Raw genomic sequence first — 23,300 nt, 5'->3', positions numbered from 1 at the left:
GCCTACCACGGGGCGGTCCCCGGGGGGCACCGCCCCGTGGGCCACGATGGGACGGTGACGCCGACCGCGCCCGTGAGCCCCGCAGCCCTGCTCGACCACTTCGCTGCCAGCGCGGCCGAGGTGGACGACGGCACCCGGGACGTGCGCGACGGGCTGCGCTGGCTGGGGCAACGGGGGCTCTTCGCTCCCGCTGCCGACCGCGCCACCCGGGTCGGGCGGGCGGTGGAGTCGCTGCGGGCGGTCGCCACCGCCAGCCTCGCCGACGCGTTCGCCGCCTGGTCGCAGACGATGGTCGTGGAGTACCTGACCTGCTGCCCTCCGGACCCCGCCTCCGCGGTCCTGGACGATCTGGTCGCCGCTCGCCGCCCGGGCGCGACCGGGCTGGCGCCCGCGATCGACGACGTGGCCGGTGGCCCGCCGGTACCGGTGCTGGCCGAGCCGGCGGGCGACGGGTGGGCGCTCACCGGCCCGGTGCGGTGGGCCTCGAACCTGTTCCCGGGCGCGCTCCTGGTGGTGCCGGCGCGCACGGCCGACGGCGGCCGGATGGTCGCCGCGGTGCGGCTGGACGCCCCAGGGGTCCGGGTCGCGCCGGCCAGGCGGCTGCTCGCCCTCGACGCGACCGGCACGAGCAGTGTGGAGCTGGCTCAGGTGCCGGTCGCTGGTGCGGCCGTGCTGACCCGGGACCTGGCCGGCTTCCTGGCGTTGTGCCGGCCCACCATGGTGGTCACCCAGGCGGCGCTGGCCCTCGGCGTCGCCGATGCGGCGCTGGCCTCGACCGCGGACGCGCTCGACGGGCCGGCTGCGGTCCTCGGCCCCGACCACCACGAGCTCACCGCCCGCCGCGACGCCGTCGCCGCGGAACTGACCGCGCTGGCTGCCGACCTGGACGCCGCCGGTCCACGGGACGTCGCGCGGGCCCGGCTCCGAGCGCTGGAGCTCGCCACCCGGGCCGTCGAGGTGGAGGGGCTGGCCCGCGGCGGCACCGCCTTCGCCGCTGCCAGCCCGACGAGCCGCCGCCGTCGGGAAGCGGCGTTCCTCCCGCTCCAGGCCCCCAGCCTCGTCCAGCTGCGCGCCGCTGCCTCGGGGGCCGGCCGTCCCTGAGCTCGACGCCGGTTCCGATCGGCGCCGGTCAGGCGGGGGAGCAGCCGAGGGACCTCGTCGCCCCCACCTGCGACGAGGCCGAGGTCAGCCCGCGCCTGTGCCGCCGCGGCGGCGCAGGTACCGCTCGAACTCGCGGGCGATCTGGTCGCCGTTGGCCTGGGACAGGTCGGTCGCGGTCTGCCGCTCCTCCAGCGAGCGCACGTACTCCACGACCTCGTCGTCCTCGCTGGCCATCTCCGAGACGGTCGTGACCCACTCCTCGGCCTGCTGCGGCAGCACGCCCAGCGGGATGGTGAGCTCCAGGACCTCCTCGACCCGCCGCAGCAGCGCGACGGTCGCCTGCGGCGAGGGCGGCTGGGACACGTAGTGCGGCACCGCGGCCCAGAAGCTGATCGCGGGCAGGCCGGCCTGCACGCACGCGTCCTGGAACACCCCGAGGATGCCGGTCGGCCCCTCGTAGCGGGAGGTCTCCAGGCCCCACTTCTCGGCGGACTCCGCGTCGTAGGCCGACCCGGTGACCGGCGTCGGGCGGGTGTGCGGCGTGTCGGCGAGCAGCGCGCCCAGCCCGATCACGGTGTGTGCGCCCAGCTCCTGGCACAGCTCGATGAGCTCCTCGCAGAAGCTGCGCCAGCGCATGTTCGGCTCGATGCCGCGGATGAGCACCACGTGCCGGTCGCTGCCCTCGGGCTTGGCCACGGAGATGCGGGTCGTCGGCCACTCGAGTCGGCGGCTGACCCCGTCGACGAGGGAGACGGTCGGGCGGTTCACCTGGAAGTCGTAGTAGTCCTCGGGATCCAGGGCGGCCAGCGGATCGGCGTCCCAGATCAGCTCCAGGTGCTCCACCGCCCCGGTGGCGGCGTCCCCGGCGTCGTTCCACCCCTCGAAGGCGACGACCACCACGGGGTCGTCCAGCTCGGGCAGGTCGTCTGCGGTGGACTTCGGATCGATCACTCTGACCAGCCTACGTCGATCCGTCCGACCCGCCCGGCCACCGGCACCGGCGGCGCAGCGGGCCGCGGACACGACGCGTGGCCTCCGTCACCACCCGGCGGCGTCGAGGTGCCATCATGGACGGGCTGTTCGAGGACGACGAGGCACCGCCGCCCGTCGGAGTTGCCAGGGCCCTGGCGCCGGACGCGTTCGTGACCGTGACCGAACGACCTCCCCGAGGACCGCCGTGCCCGACTCCGCTGTGCCCGACCGCGCCCTGCCCGACCGCGCCCTGCCCGACTCCGCTGTGCCCGCTGCCGCCTCCCACCGCCCCGACGCCACCTCGGAGCTGAGCGACCTGCTCCGACGGCGCATCGTCGTGCTGGACGGTGCGATGGGAACGGCGATCCAGCGCGACCGGCCCTCCGAGGCCGGTTACCGCGGCGCGCGGTTCGCCGACTGGCCCACCGACGTGCAGGGCAACAACGACCTGCTGAGCATCACCGCCCCGGCGATCATCACCGGCATCCACCGCGAGTACCTCGAGGCCGGCGCGGACCTGATCGAGACCAACACCTTCAACGCCACCAGCATCTCGCTGGGCGACTACGGCATGGCCGATCTCGCCTACGAGCTGAACCTCGCCTCGGCCCGGCTGGCCCGCGCCGCCTGCGACGAGATGACCGCGCGGACGCCGCACCAGCCCCGTTACGTCGTCGGTGCCATCGGCCCGACCAGCCGGACGGCGTCCATCTCCCCGGACGTGAACGACCCGGGCGCCCGCAACGTCACCTACGACGAGCTGGTCGAGGCCTACCTGGAGCAGGCCGGCGGGCTGGTCGACGGCGGCTCCGACGTGCTGCTCGTCGAGACGGTGTTCGACACGCTCAACGCCAAGGCGGCGATCTTCGCCCTGGAGACGCTGTTCGAGCGGCACGGTCGCCGCTGGCCGGTGATGATCTCCGGCACGATCACCGACGCCTCCGGCCGGACGTTGTCCGGCCAGGTCACGGAGGCGTTCTGGCACTCGGTCCGGCACGTCGAGCCGCTGCTGGTGGGGCTCAACTGCGCGCTGGGCGCCAAGGAGATGCGGCCCTACATCGCCGAGGTCGCGCGGGTCGCCGACACGTTCGTCTCCTGCTACCCGAACGCCGGGCTGCCCAACGCCTTCGGTGAGTACGACGAGGCGCCCGTGGAGACCGCCGCCGTCCTCGAGGAGTTCGCCGCCGCCGGCTTCGTGAACCTGGTCGGCGGTTGCTGCGGCACCACCCCGGCGCACATCGCGGCGATCGCCCGGGCGGTCGAGGGCAAGGCACCGCGCACCCCGGTCGAGGTCGGCCCGGCGCTCCGGCTGTCCGGCCTGGAGCCGGTGACGGTCGACGAGCACTCGCTGTTCGTCAACGTGGGGGAGCGCACCAACATCACCGGCTCGGCCCGCTTCCGGAACCTGATCAAGGCCGGTGACTACCCGGCTGCCCTGGCCGTCGCCCGCCAGCAGGTCGAGGCCGGCGCGCAGGTCATCGACATCAACATGGACGAGGGGATGATCGACGGCGTCGAGGCGATGGACCGCTTCACCAAGCTCATCGCCGCCGAGCCGGACATCTCCCGCGTCCCGACGATGATCGACTCCTCGAAGTGGGACGTCATCGAGGCCGGCCTCAAGAACGTCCAGGGCAAGGCGATCGTCAACTCCATCTCGATGAAGAACGGCGAGGAGGAGTTCGTCCGCGAGGCCCGGCTGTGCCGCAAGTACGGCGCCGCGGTGGTCGTCATGGCCTTCGACGAGGACGGCCAGGCCGACACCCTGGAACGCCGCAAGCAGATCTGCCGGCGCGCCTACGACCTCCTGACCGAGGAGGTCGGGTTCCCGGCCGAGGACGTCATCTTCGACCCGAACGTCTTCGCCGTCGCCACCGGCATCGAGGAGCACGCCGACTACGGGCTGGCGTTCATCGAGGCGACCCGCTGGATCAAGCAGAACCTGCCCGGCGCGCTCGTCTCCGGCGGCATCTCCAACGTCTCGTTCTCCTTCCGCGGCAACAACAAGGTCCGCGAGGCGATCCACGCCGTCTTCCTGTACCACGCCATCCGGGCCGGCCTGGACATGGCGATCGTCAACGCCGGGCAGCTGGAGGTCTACGACGAGGTCCCCGAGCTGCTGCGGGAGCGGATCGAGGACGTCGTCCTCAACCGCCGCCCGGACAGCACCGAGCGGCTGCTGGAGATCGCCGGGGACTTCGCCGGCGACGGCTCGGTGCAGGAGGTCGCCTCCGAGGAGTGGCGGTCGCTGCCGGTGGCCGAGCGGATCACCCACGCGCTGGTCAAGGGCATCGACGCGTTCGTCGAGGACGACACCGAGGAGCTCCGCCGGGAGATCAGCGCCCGCGGCGGCCGGCCGATCGAGGTCATCGAGGGCCCGCTGATGGACGGCATGAACGTCGTCGGCGACCTGTTCGGTGCCGGCAAGATGTTCCTCCCGCAGGTGGTCAAGTCCGCGCGGGTGATGAAGAAGGCCGTCGCCCACCTCATCCCGTTCATCGAGGCGGAGAAGCAGCCCGGCGACGCCGAACGGAGCAACGGCACGGTCGTCATGGCCACCGTGAAGGGCGACGTCCACGACATCGGCAAGAACATCGTCGGGGTCGTCCTGCAGTGCAACAACTACGACGTCGTCGACCTCGGGGTGATGGTGCCCGGGCAGCAGGTGCTGGACGCCGCCAAGGAGCACGGCGCCGACGTCATCGGCGTCTCCGGGCTGATCACGCCGTCGCTGGACGAGATGGTGAACCTGGCGTCGGAGATGGAGCGGCAGGGGTTCGACATCCCGCTGCTCATCGGCGGTGCGACGACCTCCCGCGCGCACACCGCGGTCAAGGTGGCCGAGCGCTACCACGGCCCGGTGATCTGGGTGAAGGACGCCTCGAGGTCGGTGCCGGTGGTGGCGGCGCTGCTGTCCGACGAGCAGCGCCCGGCGCTGCTGGCCGAGACCGACGCCGACTACGCGGCGCTGCGCGAGCGGCACGCCGCCCGGACCGACACCCGTGCGCTCCTGCCGCTGGCGGCCGCGCGGCAGGCCGCCACGCCGATCGACTGGTCGGCCTACGACCCGCCGCGGCCGCGGATGCTGGAGTCGGGGAGCGGCTCCGGGTGCGTCCGGCACTTCGCCGACTACCCGCTGGCCGAGCTGCGCGACTACATCGACTGGCAGCCGTTCTTCAACGCATGGGAGATGCGCGGCCGGTTCCCCGACATCCTGCACAACCCCACCACCGCCGACGCCGCCCGCCGGTTGTACGCCGACGCGCAGGAGATGCTCGACCGGATCGTCGACGAGCGGTGGCTGCGCGCCAACGGGGTGTTCGGCCTGTTCCCGGCCAACCAGGTGGAGGGCGAGGATATCGCCGTCTACACCGACGACTCGCGCACCGCCGTCCGCACCACGCTGCACCAGCTGCGCCAGCAGACCGAGGGCCGGGACGGCGCGCCGCGGAAGTCGCTGGCCGACTTCGTCGCGCCGGCCGGGACCGAGCTGGCCGACCACGTCGGCGCCTTCGCCGTCACCGCCGGACTCGGCGCCGCGGAGCGGGTCGCCGCGTTCAAGGCGGCCAACGACGACTACAGCGCGATCATGCTGGAGGCGCTGGCCGACCGGCTGGCCGAGGCGTTCGCCGAGCGGCTCCACCAGCGGGTGCGCACCGAGTTCTGGGGCTACGCGCCCGACGAGGGCCTGGACAACGAGTCGCTGATCGCCGAGCGGTACCGGGGCATCCGGCCGGCGCCCGGTTACCCGGCCTGCCCGGAGCACACCGAGAAGCAGACGATCTGGGAGCTGCTCGACGTCGAGGCGCTCACCGGGGTCCGGCTGACCGAGAGCATGGCCATGTGGCCGGGCGCCTCGGTCAGCGGCCTCTACTTCTCCCACCCCGAGTCGCGGTACTTCGTGCTGGGCCGGGTGGGCCGGGACCAGGTCGAGGACTACGCCCGGCGCAAGGGCTGGACGGTCGCCGAGGCCGAGCGGTGGCTGTCGCCCAACCTCGGCTACCGGACCGTGGACGAGTGATGGCCCCTGGCGCCCCCCACCACTCGCGAGCTCGCGGCGGGCCCCTGCACCAGGGCCGTTCCAGCACCTTGCTGTCACTGAAAGCAGTGCTGTTCGACATGGACGGCACGCTGGTGGAGACCGAGGAGCTGTGGGGCGAGGCGATGACCGCGCTTGCCGCCCGGTTGGGCGGGATCTTCTCCGCCGCCGGCCGGGAGCGCACGGTGGGCACCAGCATGCGGGTGGCGATGGGCATCCTGTACGCCGATCTCGGGGTGGAGCGCTCCGCCGAGCAGCTGGCGGTCGACTCCCGCTGGGTCGAGGACGAGACGGCGCGGCTGATGAGCGCTCGGGGCATCCCGTGGCGTCCCGGGGCGCGCGAGCTGCTCGCCGAGGTGCGGGCAGCCGGGCTGACGACGGCGCTGGTCACCACCACCCCGCGCCGGGTCGCCACGCTGGTGCTCGACCGGATCACCGAGGACCTCGGTGGGTCCCCGTTCGACGTCACCGTCTGCGGCGACGAGGCGCCCGCCCGAAAGCCCGACCCCGCGCCCTACCGGCAGGCGATGGCGGCGCTCGGGGTGACCGCCGACCAGGTGGTGGTCGTCGAGGACTCGGAGGTGGGCGTCACCGCAGGGCTGGCCGCCGGCGCCGCGGTGCTCGGCGTCCCGTCGTTGCAGTCACTGCACCCACGCGACGGACTCACCCTGCGGGAGTCGCTCGCCGGGCTGACGGCCGAGGACCTCTCGGGACTGCTGCGCCACCCCGCGGCACCGCCGCCGGGCTCCTGACCTGCGTGTTGGTGCGGGTGGGTGCTGTCGCTGGAACGACGCGTCGCTGAACCCGGCCGGTGCGCGACACGCTGGTGGAGGTCCGTGGTCGCCGAACGCACGGGCGGTCCTGGCCCGCCGCGGAACTCGACGGCCGGGGCGACCGCGCCGCTGGCAGTATCCGCCGGATGGACTTCCTCCGGGCCAGCGACATCGCGCACACCCACCACCCGATCGCCGCCCCGATCGCGCCGGAGGCGCTCGGTGAGCTGGTGCAGCGGCTGGCGCCGGTCGATCGGGGAGCTGCCTTCCTCGACCTCGGCTGCGGGTACGGCCGGTGGCTGCTCGCGGCGCTGGCCGCTCATCCGGGGACGACCGGTGTCGGTGTCGACCGCGCCCTGCCCCCGGGCCTGGCCGAGGCGACCGCCGCCCGGGGACTCACCGACCGGGTGCACTGGGTGCAGGCGGACGCGCAGGGCTGGGCCACCGACGCGGTGTTCGACGTCGTCCTGTGCGTGGGTGCCACGCACACGTTCGGTGGGCTGGACGGCACGCTGGAGGCGGTTCGTCGTCTCCTCCGCCCCGGTGGCCAGCTGCTGCTGGGCGACAGCATCTGGGCCGCCCCGCCGTCCCCGGCCGCCCAGGCCGCACTGGAGATCGGCCCGGAGGACATGCCCGACCTCCCAGGACTGGTCGACCGGGTGCAAGCCGCCGGCTGGGAACCGGGCCACGGGCACGTGAGCTCGCTGGCCGAGTGGGACGAGTACGAGCTCTCCTGGACCGGCTCACTCGCCACCTGGGCGCTGCGCGAGGCGCCGACCGAGCAGGAACGGGACGAGGCGCTGGCCATCGCCCGGGAGCACCGCACCGCCTGGCTGCGCGGATGGCGCGGCCACCTGGGGTTCGTGACGCTCGTCCTGCACGACGTCCGCGGGCAGCCGCCCGCGGTGTGATCACTCCGTCGGCGGCATCGGCGGCATCGGGGGCCGCGCCGGGCAGCCGGCGCGGCCGTCAGCCGGTGACGGTCAGCGGCAGGGTGGTGCGCCAGCCTGCGGCCGCGGCCGCCTCGGCCGGGAACGGCGGGGGAGTGCCGCCGAAGGCCGGGCACAGCGCCTGGTGGTCGCACCAGCTGCACAGCCGGCTCTTGTTGGCCCGGAAGTCGCCGGTGGCCACGGCGCGCTCGATCGCCGCCCAGATGGCCTGCAGGGTCCGCTCGAACCGGACCAGCTCCGCCTCGTCGGGGGAGTAGGTGAGTGCGTCGCCGTCCTTGAGGTACAGCAGCTTCAGCTGAGCGGCGACCACGCCCCGGGTGCGCCACAGCACGAGCGCGTAGAACTTCATCTGGAACAGCGCCTTGGCCTCGAAGGCCTCCCGCGGCACCCCACCGGTCTTGTAGTCGACCACCCGCAGCGCCCCGGTCGGGGCGACGTCGAGCCGGTCGACGTACCCCCGCAGCAGCAGCCCGTCGGGCAGGGTGACCTCGACCAGCTCCTCCCGGCCGTGCGGCTGGATGCGGGTCGGGTCCTCCAGCCGGAAGTAGGTCTCCACCAGTTCACCGGCCGAGTCCAGCCACGCCTCGAGGCTCTCCGCCGCGGGCGCGCCCTCCTCGGGCGCCTCGAACAGCTCGACGACGCCCGGCTCGTCGCGCAGCTCTGCCCAGGCCGGCTCGACCAGCGTGCGGGCGGCCTCGACGGTGCGCTGCGCGGGCGGGAGGTCGTAGAGCTTCTCCAGCACCGCGTGCACCAGGGTGCCCCGCACCGCCGCCCGCGACTTCTTCTCCGGCAGCCGGTCGATGGTCCGGAACCGGTAGAGCAGCGGGCAGGACTTGAAGTCCGCGGCGCGGGACGGGGACAGCGACGGGCGCCGGGGCGTGGCGTCGTCCGCCGTCGTCCGTTCCGCCGGGGACTCGGGGCCCGGCCCGGTCGCGGACTGGTCCGTCTCCACCGTCACGGTCATGGCAGCGAGGCTAGGTCGCCCCTCCGACAGTTCCGAGCGTCCGCGCCGCAGGTCACACAGATGGGCGTCCGTACCCTCGCCTCCCGTGAGCGCAGAGCAGGAGCACCCGCTGGAACTGGCCCCGGAGACCCCGGCGGAGGCGCCGACCGCGGGCTCCGCCGTCGGCGAGGCGCTCGCCGAGGCGCCGCTCGAGCCGGTCGTCGCCGGGGAGGTCCCGCCGGGGGAGCCGGTGGAGGGGGCCTTCCAGGTGGGGGACCGGGTGCAGCTCACCGACCCCAAGGGCCGGCACCACACCGTCGTCCTGGAGCCCGGCAAGGAGTTCCACACCCACCGGGGCGCGATCAGCCACGACGACCTGATCGGCGCGCCGGAGGGCTCGGTGGTGCACTCGACGGCGAACACCGGCTACCTGGCGCTGCGCCCGCTGCTGGCCGACTTCGTGCTCTCGATGCCCCGCGGCGCGCAGGTGATCTACCCCAAGGACGCCGCGCAGATCGTCGGGTTCGGCGACGTCGGCCCGGGCATGCGCGTGCTGGAGGCCGGCGCCGGGTCCGGCGCGCTGTCGTGCTCGCTGCTGCGCGCCGTCGGCTCGACCGGCAGCCTCACCAGCTACGAGCGGCGCGAGGACTTCGCCGACGTCGCCCGCGGGAACGTCGGCGCCTTCTTCGGCGAGGTGCCGGCCAACTGGTCGCTGCGGCTGGGCGACCTCGCCGACCACCCGGCCGCGGAGGTCGTCGACCGGGTCGTGCTCGACATGCTGGAGCCGTGGGCGGTGCTGCCCACCGTCGCCGCCGCGCTGCGCCCCGGGGGCGTGCTGATCGGTTACGTCGCCACCACCACCCAGCTGTCGGCGTACGTGGAGGCGCTGCGGGCCCAGGGCGTCTGGACCGAGCCGTACGCCTGGGAGACGATGCTGCGCCCCTGGCACGCCGAGGGCCTGGCGGTGCGACCCGAGCACCGGATGGTCGCGCACACCGCCTTCCTGGTCACCGCCCGCCGGCTGGCCGAGGGCGCCGTCGCGCCGATGAGGCAGCGGCGCAAGAAGCTCGCCTGACCCGGGGCCGACAGGGCCGGCACGTGTCGGGGGGATGACGTCCGGACCCACCGTGCGCGGCCGTTCCGAGCCTGCGGCGCCGTCACCTCCCGCGTGTATAGATTGGCTCCCTGGCTCCCCCCGAGTGTGCGGAGGTGCGCGATGGGCCTCGGTCCTGGCACTGGTCCTGACGAGTTCCGAGCGCGGCGTGAGCGTGACGTCGCCTCCCTGGTGAACCAGATCTCCTACCTCGAGGAGGAGATCGCCCTCCTGCGGCGCAAGGTGACCGACAGCCCGCGCCACGTGCGTGCGCTGGAGGAACGGCTCGCCGAGGCGGAGGGCCGTGCGGCCTTCCTCTCCGAGCGCAACGACAAGCTGGCCGGCACGCTGCGCGAGGCGCGCGAGCAGCTGGTCACGCTGAAGGAGGAGATCGAGCGCCTCGGCCAGCCGCCGTCGGGCTACGGCGTCTTCCTGGAGCGCTTCGACGACGGCACGGTCGACGTGTTCACCGGTGGCCGCAAGATGCGCGTGTCGGTCTCCCCGGACGTCGTCCTCGGCGAGCTGATGCACGGCCAGGAGGTCATGCTCAACGAGGCGATGAACGTCGTCGCCGCGCGCGGGTTCGAGCGCGCCGGTGACGTCGTCACCCTCAAGGAGCTGCTCGAGCCGGTGGCCGGTGAGCCGCGCCGGGCGCTGGTCATCGGCCACACCGACGACGAGCGGGTGGTGCGCCTGGCCGACTCGCTGGAGGGGCAGCCGCTGCGCAGCGGCGACTCGCTGCTGCTGGAGAACCGTTCCGGCTACGTCTACGAGCGGATCCCCAAGAGCGAGGTCGAGGAGCTCATCCTCGAAGAGGTCCCCGACATCGACTACGAGGACATCGGTGGCCTGGGCCGGCAGATCGAGCAGATCCGCGACGCCGTCGAGCTGCCGTTCCTGCACGCCGACCTGTTCCGCGAGTACGAGCTCCGCCCGCCCAAGGGCATCCTGCTGTACGGCCCGCCCGGCTGCGGGAAGACGCTGATCGCCAAGGCGGTGGCCAACTCGCTGGCCAAGAAGGTCGCCGAGGTGCGGGGCGACGCCGACACCAGCCAGGGCCGGTCCTACTTCCTCAACATCAAGGGCCCGGAGCTGCTCAACAAGTACGTGGGCGAGACCGAGCGGCACATCCGGCTGGTGTTCCAGCGGGCGCGGGAGAAGGCCAGCGAGGGCACGCCGGTCATCGTGTTCTTCGACGAGATGGACTCGATCTTCCGCACCCGCGGGTCGGGGGTCTCCTCCGACGTCGAGTCGACGATCGTGCCGCAGCTGCTCAGCGAGATCGACGGCGTCGAGGGTCTGGAGAACGTCATCGTCATCGGCGCCTCCAACCGGGAGGACATGATCGACCCGGCGATCCTCCGGCCCGGCCGGCTGGACGTGAAGATCAAGATCGAGCGGCCGGACGCCGAAGCGGCGCGGGACATCTTCAGCAAGTACCTGACGACGACGCTGCCGATCCACGCCGACGACCTGGCCGAGCACGGTGGCAGCCGCGAGGCGACCATCGCCGGGATGATCCAGTCCACCGTCGAGCGGATGTACTCCGAGACCGAGGACAACCGCTTCCTGGAGGTCACCTACGCCAACGGTGACAAGGAGGTCCTGTACTTCAAGGACTTCAACTCCGGGGCGATGCTGCAGAACATCGTCGACCGGGCGAAGAAGATGGCGATCAAGGACCGTCTGGAGACCGGCACCGGAGGCCTGCGCGTGGGGCACCTGATGGCCGCCTGCGTCGACGAGTTCAAGGAGAACGAGGACCTGCCCAACACCACCAACCCCGACGACTGGGCGCGCATCTCGGGCAAGAAGGGCGAGCGGATCGTCTACATCCGCACGCTCATCTCCGGCAAGGGCGCCGACAGCGGCCGCGCCATCGACACCGCGACCAACACCGGCCAGTACCTGTAACCACCCGACCAGCCCAGCGACGGCCCGGCCCCCCACACGGGAGCCGGGCCGTCCGTCGTCCATCCGTCAGGTGCGGCCGAGTGCCCTTGGCACCGTGGTGATCAGTCTCTACCTTCCTCCCTGTCCGGAAGGGCTCTCCCAGCACCCGACCAGGAGAGGACCGACCAGTGAAGGCGATCGTGCGGGAGAGGTACGGCGCAGCGGACGTCCTGGCGGTGGCGGACGTCGATGAGCCGACGATCCGCGCCCACGAGGTGCTCGTGCGGGTCCGGGCGGCCGGCATCGACCGCGGGGTGTGGCACCTGATGACCGGTACGCCGTACCTGCTGCGCCTGGGCACCGGGTTGCGCCGCCCGCGGACACGGGTCCTGGGCGTGGACGTCGCCGGGACGGTCGTGGCGGTGGGCGACGAGGTGACCGGTGTGCAGCCGGGCGACGAGGTGTTCGGCAGCTGCAGCGGCTCGTTCGCCGAGTACGCGGCCGTGCCCGGCGACCGCTGCACCAGGAAGCCGGCGGAGCTGGGCTTCGAGCAGGCGGCGGCGCTGCCGTCCTCCTCGGTCACGGCGCTCCAGGCGCTGCGTGACCAGAGTCGGGTGCAGCCGGGACAGCGGGTGCTGGTGATCGGGGCCGGCGGCGGCGTCGGTACGTACGCCGTGCAGCTGGCCGCGGCGTTCGGCGCCCAGGTCACCGGCGTCTGCAGCACCGCGAAGGTGGAGCTGGTCCGGTCGCTCGGCGCGGACGAGGTCATCGACTACACCCGGGAGGAGCTCACCGGACGGTACGACCTCGTCCTCGACATCGCCGGGAACCGCACGCTGCGCCGGCTGCGGCGGCTCCTGACCCCCCGGGGGACGCTGGTCATCGTCGGCGGCGAGGGTGGCGGGCGCTGGACGGGCGGACTGGACCGCCAGCTCCGTGCTGTGCTGTGGTCCGCGGTCCTCCGCCAGCGGATGAGGTTCTTCGTCTCCACCGCGCGACGGGCCGACCTGGAGGCCGTCCGGGAGTACGTCGGCAACGGTCAGGTGACCCCGGTCCTCGACCGGACCATCGCCCTGGGTGACGTACCCCGGGCCATGCGCGACCTGGAGCGCGGGCTGGTACGCGGCAAGGCCGTCGTCGCCCTGTAGCGGGCCGCCTAACCTGAGCCCATGAGCGTGCGACGGGTCATGGGGACCGAGCTGGAGTACGGCATCTCGGTGCCCGGGCAGCCGGGGGCGAACCCGACCACGCTGTCCAGCCAGGTCGTGAACGCCTGGGCGGTGGCCGAGGCGCCGGTGCCCCGCCGCCCGCGCTGGGACTTCGAGGAGGAGTCGCCGCTGCGCGACGCCCGCGGGTTCGACCTCTCCCCGGCGACCGCGCTGGACCACAACGACCCCGACGAGGACTCCGGGATGGCCAACGTCATCCTGACCAACGGCGCCCGGCTGTACGTCGACCACGCGCACCCGGAGTACTCGACGCCGGAGGTGACCAGCCCGCGCGACGTCGTCCTCTGGGACAAGGCGGGGGAGCGGATCATGGCCGAGGCGGCCCACCGGGCGGCGCGGGTGCCCGGCACCCAGCCCATTCAGCTGTACAAGAACAACACCGACGGCAAGGGCGCCTCGTACGGGGCGCACGAGAACTACCTGATGGACCGGCGGACGCCGTTCATCGACATCATCAAGGGGCTCATCCCGTTCTTCGTCACCCGCCAGGTGTTCGCCGGGGCCGGCCGGGTCGGGATCGGCACCGAAGGGCGCACCAACGGGTTCCAGCTCTCCCAGCGCGCCGACTTCTTCGAGGTCGAGGTCGGTCTGGAGACGACGCTCAAGCGGCCGATCATCAACACCCGCGACGAGCCGCACGCGAACCCCGACGAGTACCGACGGCTGCACGTGATCATCGGCGACGCCAACCTGGCCGAACTGTCCACCTACCTCAAGGTCGGGACGGCGGCGCTGGTGCTGGCGATGATCGAGGCGCGGGCGCTGGACCGCGACCTGACCATCGAGGAGCCGATCGAGGCGTTGCAGGCGATCAGCCACGACCCGTCGCTGACCCACCGGGTGCGGCTGCGTGACGGCCGGCGGCTGACCGCCATCGAGGTGCAGCGGGAGTACCTGGCGATGGCGCAGCGCTTCGTCGCGGCTCAGGGCGACGACGACGCGCAGACCGCCGACGTGCTGCACCGCTGGGCCTCGGTGCTCGACGACCTGGAGACCGACCCGATGCTGCTGGCCGATCGGTTGGACTGGCCGGCCAAGCTGCGGCTGCTGGAGGGCTACCGCCAGCGCGACGGCCTCGCCTGGGGCGACGCCCGGCTGAAGCTCGTCGACCTGCAGTACTCCGACGTCCGTCCGGATAAGGGGCTCTACCACCGGCTGGTGGCCCGCGGGGCGATGCAGCGGCTGGTCACCGACGAGGAGGTGACCCGGGCGATGACGGCCCCGCCGGAGGACACCCGGGCGTTCTTCCGCGGCGAGTGCCTGCGCCGCTACCCGGCCCAGGTGGCGGCGGCCTCGTGGGACTCGGTGGTCTTCGACGTCGGCCGGGACAACCTGGTGCGGATCCCGACCATGGAGCCTCTGCGGGGCACCCGCGAGCACGTCGGCGCGCTGTTCGAGTCGACCTCGACCGCCGCGGAGCTCGTGGACACGATCACCGGCGGCTGACACCGCCCGACCCGCTCGGCCCCGCCGGGCAGCTCATCCGCTACGCCCGTACGACCGTTATCCCCAACTGGCCGACTGGATCACCGGATGGGTCCCCAACGTTGACCGCTCACGTTCACGGACGAACTCCGACCCACCACGGCGCTGGGTGCGGCGTTGCACCGGCGGCGAACCGTCACACCCCGCGGGTAACTTCTGCGGCAGCGCACCACACCAGCTCAGGAGGGTGACATGGCCACCAGGGACACCGGCGGGCAGCAGCGGTCCACGCGTTCGCGCGAGGAGACCGACGAGGTCGAGGCCTCGGTCGACACCGAGGCGAGCGAGCGCACCAAGGAAGTGACCGACGACGTCGACTCGCTCCTCGACGAGATCGACGGGGTGCTCGAGGAGAACGCCGAGGAGTTCGTGAAATCCTACGTGCAGAAGGGCGGAGAGTAGTCAGTCCGCTACCCCAGGTCATTCCTGTCATGAAGACCTGCCCCGACTGCGGCGAGGAGAAGCCGACCAGGGGAGTTCGGCCGTAACCGCACACGCCCCGACGGGCTCTCGTTCTACTGCCTGGCTTGCAACCGCCGGCGCAACGGGGCGTGGTACAGGCAGTCGCGGGTGGCCGTCGGTAAGACCGTGCGCGACCACTCCTGGATCCCCAAGGGTTTCCGCTGGTGTCCCGGTTGCCGACAGGCTGTGGCACACGGCGGGTTCTCCCGGAACTCCCGGCAGCGGTCGGGCTTCGGGAGCCTCGGTCTCAGGTGTCACCGCAAGTCGAGCAACGACGCCTACTGGAAGCGGCAGTACGGGATGACGCGAGCTGAGGTGGCCGCGCTCCGAGCCGGCCAGGGAGACGCCTGTGGCATCTGTAGCGCGTCCGCACCAGAACAACTCGACCACGACCACCAGACCGGCCGGGTCAGGGCCCTGCTCTGTCAACGGTGCAACCAGGGTCTGGGGCTGCTGCAGGACGACCCGACGGTCCTGAGGGCGGCCGCCGACTACGTGGAAGAGCATCGCGAGCAGCCGGCCGGCGCGGCTCCAGGGCAGATCAGCGAGGTGTCTCGCGGCGACGGCAGGAGCCCGGGATACGTGCGCTGGCTGGCGATGCGCACATCGGCCTGAGCCCTCCCGACGGGTCGACCACACTGGACCGGTTGGTCATCGGCGGGGTGATCGGCTCGCCGGTAGGGTCGGCGGCGCGCCGCGCGCCGCGTGGACCGCGCCGGTGCAGGTCAGCGAGCAGCACGGACAGCCGCCGGACGGCGGCAGGAGAGGCGGATGGGTGAGCGAGTTCGCAACCGGTCGGAGCGGGTTCCCGCCCGCGTACCTGGACCGCGTCGGGTCCTCCTTCACCGACTTCCTCGGCACCACCGCACCCGACCTGCTGCCCGGCCGCCGCACCCTGCCGAGCACGCCGATGGGTGACCTCGCCCCGCACGGCACCACGATCGTCGCGGCCACCTTCGACGGCGGCGTGCTGATGGGCGGCGACCGCCGCGCCACCATGGGCAACCTCATCTCCAGCCGCGACATCGAGAAGGTCTACCCGGCCGACTCCTGGTCGGTCATCGGCATCGCCGGCGCCGCCGGCATCGCCATCGAGATGGTCCGGCTCTACCAGGTCGAGCTCGAGCACTACGAGAAGATCGAGGGCGTCACCATGTCCCTCGACGGCAAGGCCAACCGGCTGGCCGCGATGATCCGGGGCAACCTCGGCGCGGCGATGCAGGGCCTCGCCGTGGTCCCGCTGTTCGCCGGCTACGACCTCGACGCCGCGGAGGGCGCCAGCCCGGGCCGGATCTTCAGCTACGACGTCACCGGCGGGAACTACGAGGAGCGCGGGTACGCCTCGGTCGGCTCCGGCTCGCTGTTCGCGAAGAACTCGTTGAAGAAGACCTGGCGTCCCGGCCTCTCGGCCGACGCCGCCACCCGCACCGTCGTCGAGTCGCTCTACGACGCCGCCGACGACGACTCCGCCACCGGCGGCCCGGACCCGGTGCGCCGGCTGTACCCGATCGTCTACCGGGTCGACGCCGAGGGCGCGGTCCGGCTGACCGACGCCGAGGTGGCGGGCTACGCGGAGGCGATCGTCGCCGAGCGCAGCGGTGGCAGCGAGACGCGCTCGATCGGGAACGGGGAGGTCTGAGCCATGACGATGCCGTACTACGCCTCCGCCGAGCAGGTCATGCGCGACCGCTCGGAGTACGCCCGCAAGGGCATCTCCCGCGGCCGCAGCGTCGCCGTCCTGACCTACGACGACGGTGTGCTGTTCATCGCCGAGAACCCCAGCTCCACGCTGCACAAGGTGGGCGAGATCTACGACCGGATCGGGTTCGCCGCGGTGGGCCGCTACTCGGAGTTCGAGAGCCTCCGGGTCGCCGGCGTCCGGCTGGCCGACGTCCGCGGCTACTCCTACAACCGGCGTGACGTCACCGGCCGGATCGTCGCCAACGCCTACGCGCAGACCCTCGGCGCGATCTTCACCGAGCAGATGAAGCCCTACGAGGTGGAGCTGTGCGTCGCCGAGGTGGGCGACACCGCCGACAGCGACCAGCTGTACCGGCTCACCTTCGACGGCTCGGTCGTCGACGAGCCGGACTTCGTGGTGATGGGCGGCCAGGCCGAGGCCGTCAGCGGCAACCTGCGCCAGCACTTCGCCGCGGGCATGGGGCTGGCGCAGGCGCTGCGCGTCGGCGTCCAGGCGCTGTCCGCGGTCAGCCCGGCCACCAGCGCCAACGGCGGCGGCCACGACCAGCTGCCGGCCGAGCAGCTGGAGGTCGCGGTGCTCGACCGGCGCCGGCCCAAGCGCACGTTCCGCCGGGTCACCGGCGCGGCGCTGCGGGCGCTGCTCAGCGACCAGCCTGCCCCCGAGCCGGCCCCCCCGGCGCAGGCCGCCGGGCACGCCCACGCGCCCAGCACCCCGGCACCGGGCACCCCGGCCGGCCTCGGCGACCCGGCGGCGGTCGACAGCGCCGGTGGCACCGAGCAGGCATCCGCGCAGCCGGCCACCACCGACGGTGTCGGCGGCGGCACCGAGGGCACCCGGCCCGAGCCGGGCCCGGACACCGACGACACCAGCGACCGGTGAACGGCGCGGCGCGCTCGGCACACGAGCCGAGCGCGCCGCGGCGGCATAGGCTCGGTGAGGTGGAACGACGGATCTTCGGCATCGAGACCGAGTACGGCGTCACCTGCACCTTCCGGGGTCAGCGCCGGCTCTCCCCTGACGAGGTCGCCCGGTACCTGTTCCGCCGGGTGGTCTCCTGGGGGCGCAGCTCCAACGTCTTCCTCCGCAACGGGTCCCGCCTCTACCTGGACGTGGGCAGCCACCCCGAGTACGCCACCGCCGAGTGCGACGACCTCACCGAGCTCGTCGTCCACGACAAGGCCGGCGAGCGGATCCTCGAGGGGCTGATGGTCGACGCCGAGCAGCGCCTCAAGGAAGAGGGCGTCACCGGCGACATCTACCTGTTCAAGAACAACACCGACTCCGCCGGCAACAGCTATGGCTGCCACGAGAACTACCTCGTCGGCCGGCACGGCGAGTTCGGGCGGCTCGCCGACGTCCTCATCCCGTTCCTGGTCAGCCGGCAGATGGTGGTCGGCGCCGGCAAGGTGCTGCACACCCCGCGCGGCGCCGTCTACTGCGTCAGCCAGCGCGCCGAGCACATCTGGGAGGGCGTCTCCAGCGCCACCACCCGCTCGCGGCCGATCATCAACACCCGCGACGAGCCGCACGCGGACGCCGAGAAGTACCGCCGGCTGCACGTCATCGTGGGCGACTCGAACATGAACGAGACGACCACGCTGCTCAAGGTCACCATCACCGACCTGGTGCTGCGGATGATCGAGCAGGGCGTGGCCGTCCGGGACATGACGCTGGAGAACCCGATCCGGGCGATCCGCGAGATCAGCCACGACATGACCGGACGGCGCAAGGTCCGGCTGGCCAACGGCCGGGAGATGTCGGCGCTGGAGATCCAGACCGAGTACCACGACCGGGCCGCGGAGTTCGTCGACCGGGAGGGCCTCGGCCCCGTGCACCGGCAGATGCTCGAACTGTGGGGCCGCACCCTCAAGGCGGTCGACACCGGCGACCTCGGCCTCATCGACCGGGAGGTCGACTGGGCCAGCAAGTACCGGCTCATCGAGCGGTACCGGGCCAAGCACGACCTGCCGCTGTCCAGCCCACGGGTGTCCCAGCTCGACCTCGCGTACCACGACATCCGCCGCGGCCGGGGCCTGTACTACCTGCTGGAGAAGGCCGGGCAGGTGGAGCGGGTGGCGCACGACCCGCTCATCTTCGAGGCCAAGAACGTGCCGCCGCAGACGACCCGGGCCAAGCTGCGCGGGGAGTTCATCCGGCGGGCGCAGGAGAAGCGCCGCGACTTCACCGTCGACTGGGTGCACCTCAAGCTCAACGACCAGGCGCAGCGCACCGTGCTGTGCAAGGACCCGTTCAAGTTCGTCGACGAGCGGGTGGAGAAGCTCATCTCGAGCATGTGAGGGAGGACCCGTCCTCCTCGACCCGCGCACGCTCGGGACGGGCCTCAGGGCGAGGCCATGCTCCGCAGGTGTCCACCGCGTTCGTCACCGGGGCCGGCCGACGCGCCGGCATCGGGTTCGCCATCGCCCGCCGGCTGCTCGACCGGGGTGAGCGGGTCGTCGTCTCCTCCTGGTCGCCGCACGACGCCGGCCGGCCTGAGGCGCCGAGGACCTGGCCGCCGTCCTGGCCGAGCCGGGCGACCCACCGCACGTGCCGGCCGACCTCGCCGACCCGGCCGCCACCACCGTCACCGGGCAGACCACCCATGCCGAGGGCGGCTTCCGGCGCTGGTGATGAAGCCGCCGCCCCCGGGTCATGCGCCACCCGCATCCCCTGTCCACGCGCTTCCTCCGCTTCCCACGCGCCGCAGATCGCGGGAAGCGGACGAAGCGCGTGGCAGGCAGGGCGCAGGCGGGAGCGCGGGGGAGCGGCCGCAGGGCGCGAGTCAGGCCGGCGGGGCGCCGAACAGGGCCAGCTGGGCGGCGAACCGGCCGGCGGCGGCCGCGGCCAGGAAGTACGCGCGGTCCTCGGCGACGCCGCGGCCCATCGTGGACAGGGTCACCGGTGAGCCGGCCAGCGCGTCGTCCAGCCCCTCGGTGTCCACCCACTCGACCAGGTTCCGCTCGGGCTGCCCGGCGAGGTCCTCCTCGACCTGCTTGCCCAGCTCCGACCCGATGCCGCGGGGCGCCACCAGGGTCACCCCGCCCATGGCCACCCGGCCGAACGCGGTCAGCGAGTGGTGGGAGACGCCGCGGTGCCGGGGCCGCGGGTCGGCGTCGGAGATGCGCAGCGCCCCGATGGTCTGCCCGCCCAGCACGTGCACGGCGTTGCACGCCTCCCCGGCGGCGACCCCGGAGAAGCCCCACGGCGTCCCGGTGCCCAGGTTGCCCGGGCCCTGCGCCACCACGGTGACGTCGGCCTGCAGCACGTGCCGCGCGGCGAGCAGCCCGGTGTGCACGGTCACCGCCTCCAGATCACCGCCGAACGCCTGCCCCACGGTGACCACCCCGGCCAGCGACCCGGCCAGCGCGTCCAGCGTCCGGGAGAACGCCGCGGGCAGCGCCCCGCCGTCGGTCATCACGTAGGCCACCCGCAGCGCCGGGTCGGTGACGTGCACGCCGGCGAGCACGGCCGGCAGCGCCGAGTGCAGGTCGGCCACCACGACCGGCATGCCACCGAGGTCCTCGGCGGCGGCGATCGCCTCGTGGTGCTCGGTCTCCTGCTCGTCGACGCCCTGCACCGTCACCTGCAGCGGCGTGTAGCGGCCCTTGACCAGGTGCCCGGGACCCTCGGGGTCGGCCGGCAGCCGGTCGGGCACGGCGACGACCAGCGCGTACCCGCCCGTGCCCAGCTTCTGCGCCCACGCGGTGGTGTTCAGCAGCACCTCGTCGCCGACCTCCGGAGTGCCCACGAGCGAGGGGTGCGCGAGGGCGCGGATCGCGCCGTCGTCGAACACCTTGACGGTCATCTCCTGCGCGTCGCGCCAGGACCGGCCCAGCTCGGTGACCCGCCCGCGTCGCCAGCGGATCCGGGAGGCCGGGGCAGGGGAGGAGGGAGTCGTCACCGTCGCAGGCTAACCAGCGGGCGAGCCGCGGGCAGCCGGAGCCGTAACCTGTGCGACGTGGCAGCCAAGCGGGCGGAACGACTGGTGAACCTGGTCATCGCCCTGCTGGGCACCCGGCAGTACGTGTCGGCGGCCAGGATCCGGGAGACCGTGCCCGGCTACGAGCCCGACGACGGCACCGACCGCGCCGACGAGGCGTTCAAGCGGATGTTCGAGCGGGACAAGGCCGAGCTGCGCGAGATCGGCGTCCCGCTGGAGACCGGCCGCACCAGCGCCTTCGACACCGAGGACGGCTACCGGATCGCCCGGGCCGACTACGAGCTGCCCGAGATCACCCTCACCGGCGAGGAGGCCGCTGCGGTGGGCCTGGCCCTGCGGCTCTGGCAGTCCGCCCAGCTGGCCGGCGCCGCGCAGAGCGCCCTGGTGAAGCTGCGGGCCGCCGGTGTCGACGTCGACCCGGGCCGCGTGCTGCCCATCCAGCCGCGCCTGGACGCCGGGGAGCCGGCGTTCGAGCCCTGCTACGCCGCGGCCCGCGACCGCCGGGTGCTCGCCTTCGACTACCGCCGTCCCGACGAGCAGCGCCCGGCCCGCCGCCGGGTGCAGCCCTGGGGCGTGGTCGCCTGGCACGGTCGCTGGTACCTGGTCGGGCACGACCTGGACCGGCAGGCCGCCCGGGTCTTCCGGCTCTCCCGCGTCGTCGGCACCCCGAAGGCCAGCGGCCCGGCGGGGGCCTTCGCCCCGCCCGCCGACCTGGACCTGGCGTCGGTGGTGGCCGGCTCCGAGCAGCGCGAGGAGCAGGTCGTCGTCGTCCGGGCCCGCCCGGGGACGGCGATCGGCCTGCGCCGGCACGCGACGGTGGTGGGCACCGCCGAGGACGGGGACGACCGCCTGGAGCTGCGCACGACCGAGCCGTGGGCGCTCGCCGACCAGCTCGCCGCCTACGGTGCCGACGTGCTCGTCGAGTCCCCACCCCGCATGCGTGCGGCGGTCGTCGAGCGGCTCACCCGGCTGGCTGCGCTGGGGGAGCGGGCATGACCGCGCCGAGCACCGCCGAGCGGATGACCCGCCTGCTGGCCCTGGTGCCCTACCTGCAGTCCCGGCCGGACGGCGTCCGGCTGGCCGACGCCGCCGCGGACTTCGGCGTGCCCGAGGCCCAGCTGCGCCGCGACCTGGACCTGCTGTGGGTCTGCGGGCTGCCCGGCCACGGCCCGGGCGACCTGATCGATCTGGCGTTCGAGGGCGACCGGGTGCGGGTCACCTTCACCGCCGGCATGGTGCGCCCGCTGCGGCTGACCACCGACGAGGCGGTCGCGCTGATCGTCGCGCTGCGGACCCTCCTGGAGCTGCCCGGGCTCGCCGAGGGCGAGGCGGTCAGCCGCGCCCTGGCCAAGGTCGCCACCGCCGCCGGGCAGCCCGCCGAGCTCGCCGCACCGGTCGCGGTCAGCGTGGGCGCGGGGGAGGAGTCCCTCGCCGTCGTCCGGCAGGGGCTGGAGCGCCGGCGGGCCCTGCACCTGCGCTACTACGTGCCCAGCCGCGACGAGCGCACCGACCGGGTCGTCGACCCCATGCGCCTGCTGCTCGTCGACGGCCACTGGTACCTGGAGGCCTGGTGCCGCAACGTCGAGGGCGTGCGGCTGTTCCGGCTCGACCGCATCGACGACGTCACCGTGCTCGACTCCCCGGCCGCCCCACCGCCGCAGGCCCACGAGCGCGACCTCGAGTCCGGCCTCTACCAGCCCAGCGGCGAGGAGCCGCTCGTCCGTCTCCGGCTGGCCCGCGCCGCCCGCTGGGTGGCCGACTACTACCCGGTCGAGGAGCAGTCCGAGGTCGACGACCCGCCCGGCGGGCTGGCGGTCGCGGTGCGGACGTCGGACCTGGGCTGGGCACGGCGCCTGGTCGCCTCCCTCGGGGGTGCCGCCCTCGTCGACGAGCCGGCCGGGCTGGCCGGTCAGGTGGCCGCCGAGGCGCGGGCGGCCCTGGCCCGCTATGCGGACCGGCCGACGGCGGACTGACGACGGCGGTTCCCCGCCAGGCGCACAGTGCGCGCCGGGCCGTGCCCGTTATGGTCGTGGCGTGCTGCTGACCGTCTGGATCGTCGTCGCCGTGCTGGCCGTCGTGGTGCTCGGCAGCATCGCCTACAGCCTGTTCGGGGCGCTGGGCCGGCTCACCCGCGAGCTGCGCCGGCTCGACGGCGAGGTGCGCCCGGTCCTGGCCGAGGTGCAGGCCACCCTCGACCGGGCGGCCGCCCAGCGCGCCGCGGACCCGGCGCCGGCACCTCGCTGACCCGGCGCCGGCACCTCGCTGACCCGCTGGCTGAACAACAGGTGGACGGCGGCTGCACACCCTCGCCGAGGGGCTGTCCGGGCGTCTCCCCGGCGTAGAGTCAGCGCCACCACGACCACTCGGAGGACCCCGATGAACCTCGGCCCGATGGAGATCGGCCTGATCATCCTGGCCGTCCTGCTGCTCTTCGGCTACAAGAAGCTGCCGGAGGCATCCCGCTCGATGGGGCGCTCGATGCGCATCTTCAAGAGCGAGATGAAGGGCATGAAGGACGACGACGTCCGCACCAAGGACGAGGCCAAGACCACGCCGGTCCGCGGCGAGATCGTCCCCCCCACGCCGGTCACCCCCGCGGCCACCGACTACGAGGCGGAGCTCCGCGCCGCCGAGGCCCGGGCTGCGGAGGCGCGTGCCCGCGCCGAGCAGGCCCGCGCGTCGGCCGCCGCCGACGGCCGCTGACCTCCCGCACGTCCG

20 protein-coding genes are annotated in these 23,300 nt (G+C 73.2%); 17 read left to right on the top strand and 3 right to left on the bottom strand.

Translation table 11 applies throughout. The features are described 5' to 3' along the window. Positions 1-54: 54 nt before the first annotated feature. On the top strand, positions 55-1,101 hold the full coding sequence (locus ACI79A_RS10770; protein ID WP_457082873.1) for a hypothetical protein: 1,047 nt from the start codon (positions 55-57) through the stop codon (positions 1,099-1,101). A gap of 84 nt (positions 1,102-1,185) precedes the next feature. Here ACI79A_RS10770 and ACI79A_RS10765 read toward each other — a convergent pair whose 3' ends face one another. Continuing rightward, on the bottom strand, positions 1,186-2,052 hold the full coding sequence (locus ACI79A_RS10765; protein WP_457082871.1) for a PAC2 family protein: 867 nt from the start codon (positions 2,050-2,052) through the stop codon (positions 1,186-1,188). Between the two features lie 226 nt (positions 2,053-2,278). Between ACI79A_RS10765 and metH the strand changes: the two genes are divergently transcribed. The 3 genes from metH to ACI79A_RS10750 all read left to right on the top strand — a co-directional run bounded on the left by metH (position 2,279) and on the right by ACI79A_RS10750 (position 7,796). Then, complete coding sequence (gene metH, locus ACI79A_RS10760) at positions 2,279-6,094, top strand: methionine synthase (RefSeq protein ID WP_457082869.1); 3,816 nt, start codon at positions 2,279-2,281, stop codon at positions 6,092-6,094. Further along, entirely contained in the window at positions 6,094-6,864 is a 771-nt protein-coding gene (locus ACI79A_RS10755; protein WP_457082867.1) for an HAD family hydrolase, read from the top strand. The genes metH and ACI79A_RS10755 overlap by 1 nt, the downstream gene beginning before the upstream one ends. 167 nt (positions 6,865-7,031) lie before the next feature. Further along, positions 7,032-7,796, top strand: coding sequence for an SAM-dependent methyltransferase (locus ACI79A_RS10750; RefSeq protein ID WP_457082865.1), 765 nt, complete (start codon positions 7,032-7,034; stop codon positions 7,794-7,796). 58 nt (positions 7,797-7,854) lie between these two features. On the opposite strand, the gene ACI79A_RS10745 is transcribed toward ACI79A_RS10750, so the two are convergent. Further along, positions 7,855-8,799: a RecB family exonuclease gene (locus tag ACI79A_RS10745; RefSeq protein ID WP_457082863.1), complete on the bottom strand. Its 945-nt coding sequence runs from the start codon at positions 8,797-8,799 to the stop codon at positions 7,855-7,857. A gap of 85 nt (positions 8,800-8,884) precedes the next feature. On the opposite strand from ACI79A_RS10745, the gene ACI79A_RS10740 reads away from it, so the two are divergent. The 9 genes from ACI79A_RS10740 to pafA all read left to right on the top strand — a co-directional run bounded on the left by ACI79A_RS10740 (position 8,885) and on the right by pafA (position 18,939). Then, positions 8,885-9,853, top strand: coding sequence for a tRNA (adenine-N1)-methyltransferase (locus ACI79A_RS10740; RefSeq protein ID WP_457082861.1), 969 nt, complete (start codon positions 8,885-8,887; stop codon positions 9,851-9,853). 210 nt (positions 9,854-10,063) lie between these two features. After that, entirely contained in the window at positions 10,064-11,785 is a 1,722-nt protein-coding gene (gene arc / locus ACI79A_RS10735; RefSeq protein WP_457082859.1) for a proteasome ATPase, read from the top strand. 167 nt (positions 11,786-11,952) lie between these two features. Further along, positions 11,953-12,912, top strand: a complete 960-nt coding sequence (locus tag ACI79A_RS10730; protein ID WP_457082857.1) for an NAD(P)-dependent alcohol dehydrogenase — start codon at positions 11,953-11,955, stop codon at positions 12,910-12,912. A 21-nt stretch (positions 12,913-12,933) separates the two neighbouring features. Then, positions 12,934-14,439: a depupylase/deamidase Dop gene (gene dop, locus ACI79A_RS10725; protein WP_457082855.1), complete on the top strand. Its 1,506-nt coding sequence runs from the start codon at positions 12,934-12,936 to the stop codon at positions 14,437-14,439. Positions 14,440-14,670: 231 nt separating this feature from the next. Continuing rightward, positions 14,671-14,880, top strand: coding sequence for a ubiquitin-like protein Pup (locus tag ACI79A_RS10720; protein WP_457082853.1), 210 nt, complete (start codon positions 14,671-14,673; stop codon positions 14,878-14,880). A gap of 168 nt (positions 14,881-15,048) precedes the next feature. Beyond that, a complete protein-coding gene (locus ACI79A_RS10715; RefSeq protein ID WP_457082851.1) occupies positions 15,049-15,555 on the top strand; it encodes an endonuclease VII domain-containing protein in 507 nt (168 codons plus the stop codon). A 160-nt stretch (positions 15,556-15,715) separates the two neighbouring features. Further along, positions 15,716-16,579, top strand: a complete 864-nt coding sequence (gene prcB, locus ACI79A_RS10710; protein WP_457082849.1) for a proteasome subunit beta — start codon at positions 15,716-15,718, stop codon at positions 16,577-16,579. Between the two features lie 3 nt (positions 16,580-16,582). Further along, positions 16,583-17,521 carry a proteasome subunit alpha gene (gene prcA, locus ACI79A_RS10705; RefSeq protein ID WP_457082847.1) on the top strand — a complete coding sequence of 313 codons (939 nt, stop codon included), beginning with the start codon at positions 16,583-16,585 and terminating at the stop codon, positions 17,519-17,521. Between the two features lie 59 nt (positions 17,522-17,580). Beyond that, positions 17,581-18,939, top strand: coding sequence for a Pup--protein ligase (gene pafA / locus ACI79A_RS10700; RefSeq protein WP_457082845.1), 1,359 nt, complete (start codon positions 17,581-17,583; stop codon positions 18,937-18,939). A 485-nt stretch (positions 18,940-19,424) separates the two neighbouring features. Here the strand turns inward: pafA and ACI79A_RS10695 are convergent, their stop codons facing one another. Further along, complete coding sequence (locus ACI79A_RS10695; protein ID WP_457082843.1) at positions 19,425-20,543, bottom strand: DUF3866 family protein; 1,119 nt, start codon at positions 20,541-20,543, stop codon at positions 19,425-19,427. Positions 20,544-20,600: 57 nt separating this feature from the next. Between ACI79A_RS10695 and ACI79A_RS10690 the strand changes: the two genes are divergently transcribed. The 4 genes from ACI79A_RS10690 (at position 20,601) to tatA (ending at position 23,285) form a co-directional block, all read left to right on the top strand. Next, a complete protein-coding gene (locus tag ACI79A_RS10690; RefSeq protein ID WP_457082841.1) occupies positions 20,601-21,578 on the top strand; it encodes a helix-turn-helix transcriptional regulator in 978 nt (325 codons plus the stop codon). Further along, entirely contained in the window at positions 21,575-22,555 is a 981-nt protein-coding gene (locus tag ACI79A_RS10685; protein WP_457082839.1) for a helix-turn-helix transcriptional regulator, read from the top strand. The genes ACI79A_RS10690 and ACI79A_RS10685 overlap by 4 nt, the downstream gene beginning before the upstream one ends. A 61-nt stretch (positions 22,556-22,616) precedes the next feature. After that, complete coding sequence (locus ACI79A_RS10680; protein ID WP_457082837.1) at positions 22,617-22,826, top strand: hypothetical protein; 210 nt, start codon at positions 22,617-22,619, stop codon at positions 22,824-22,826. A gap of 132 nt (positions 22,827-22,958) precedes the next feature. Then, positions 22,959-23,285, top strand: a complete 327-nt coding sequence (gene tatA / locus ACI79A_RS10675; RefSeq protein WP_457082835.1) for a Sec-independent protein translocase subunit TatA — start codon at positions 22,959-22,961, stop codon at positions 23,283-23,285. Positions 23,286-23,300 lie beyond the last annotated feature (15 nt).

The sequence above is a fragment of the Modestobacter sp. SYSU DS0657 genome (assembly GCF_054050925.1).
This window is presented reverse-complemented; position numbering and strand designations above follow the sequence as displayed.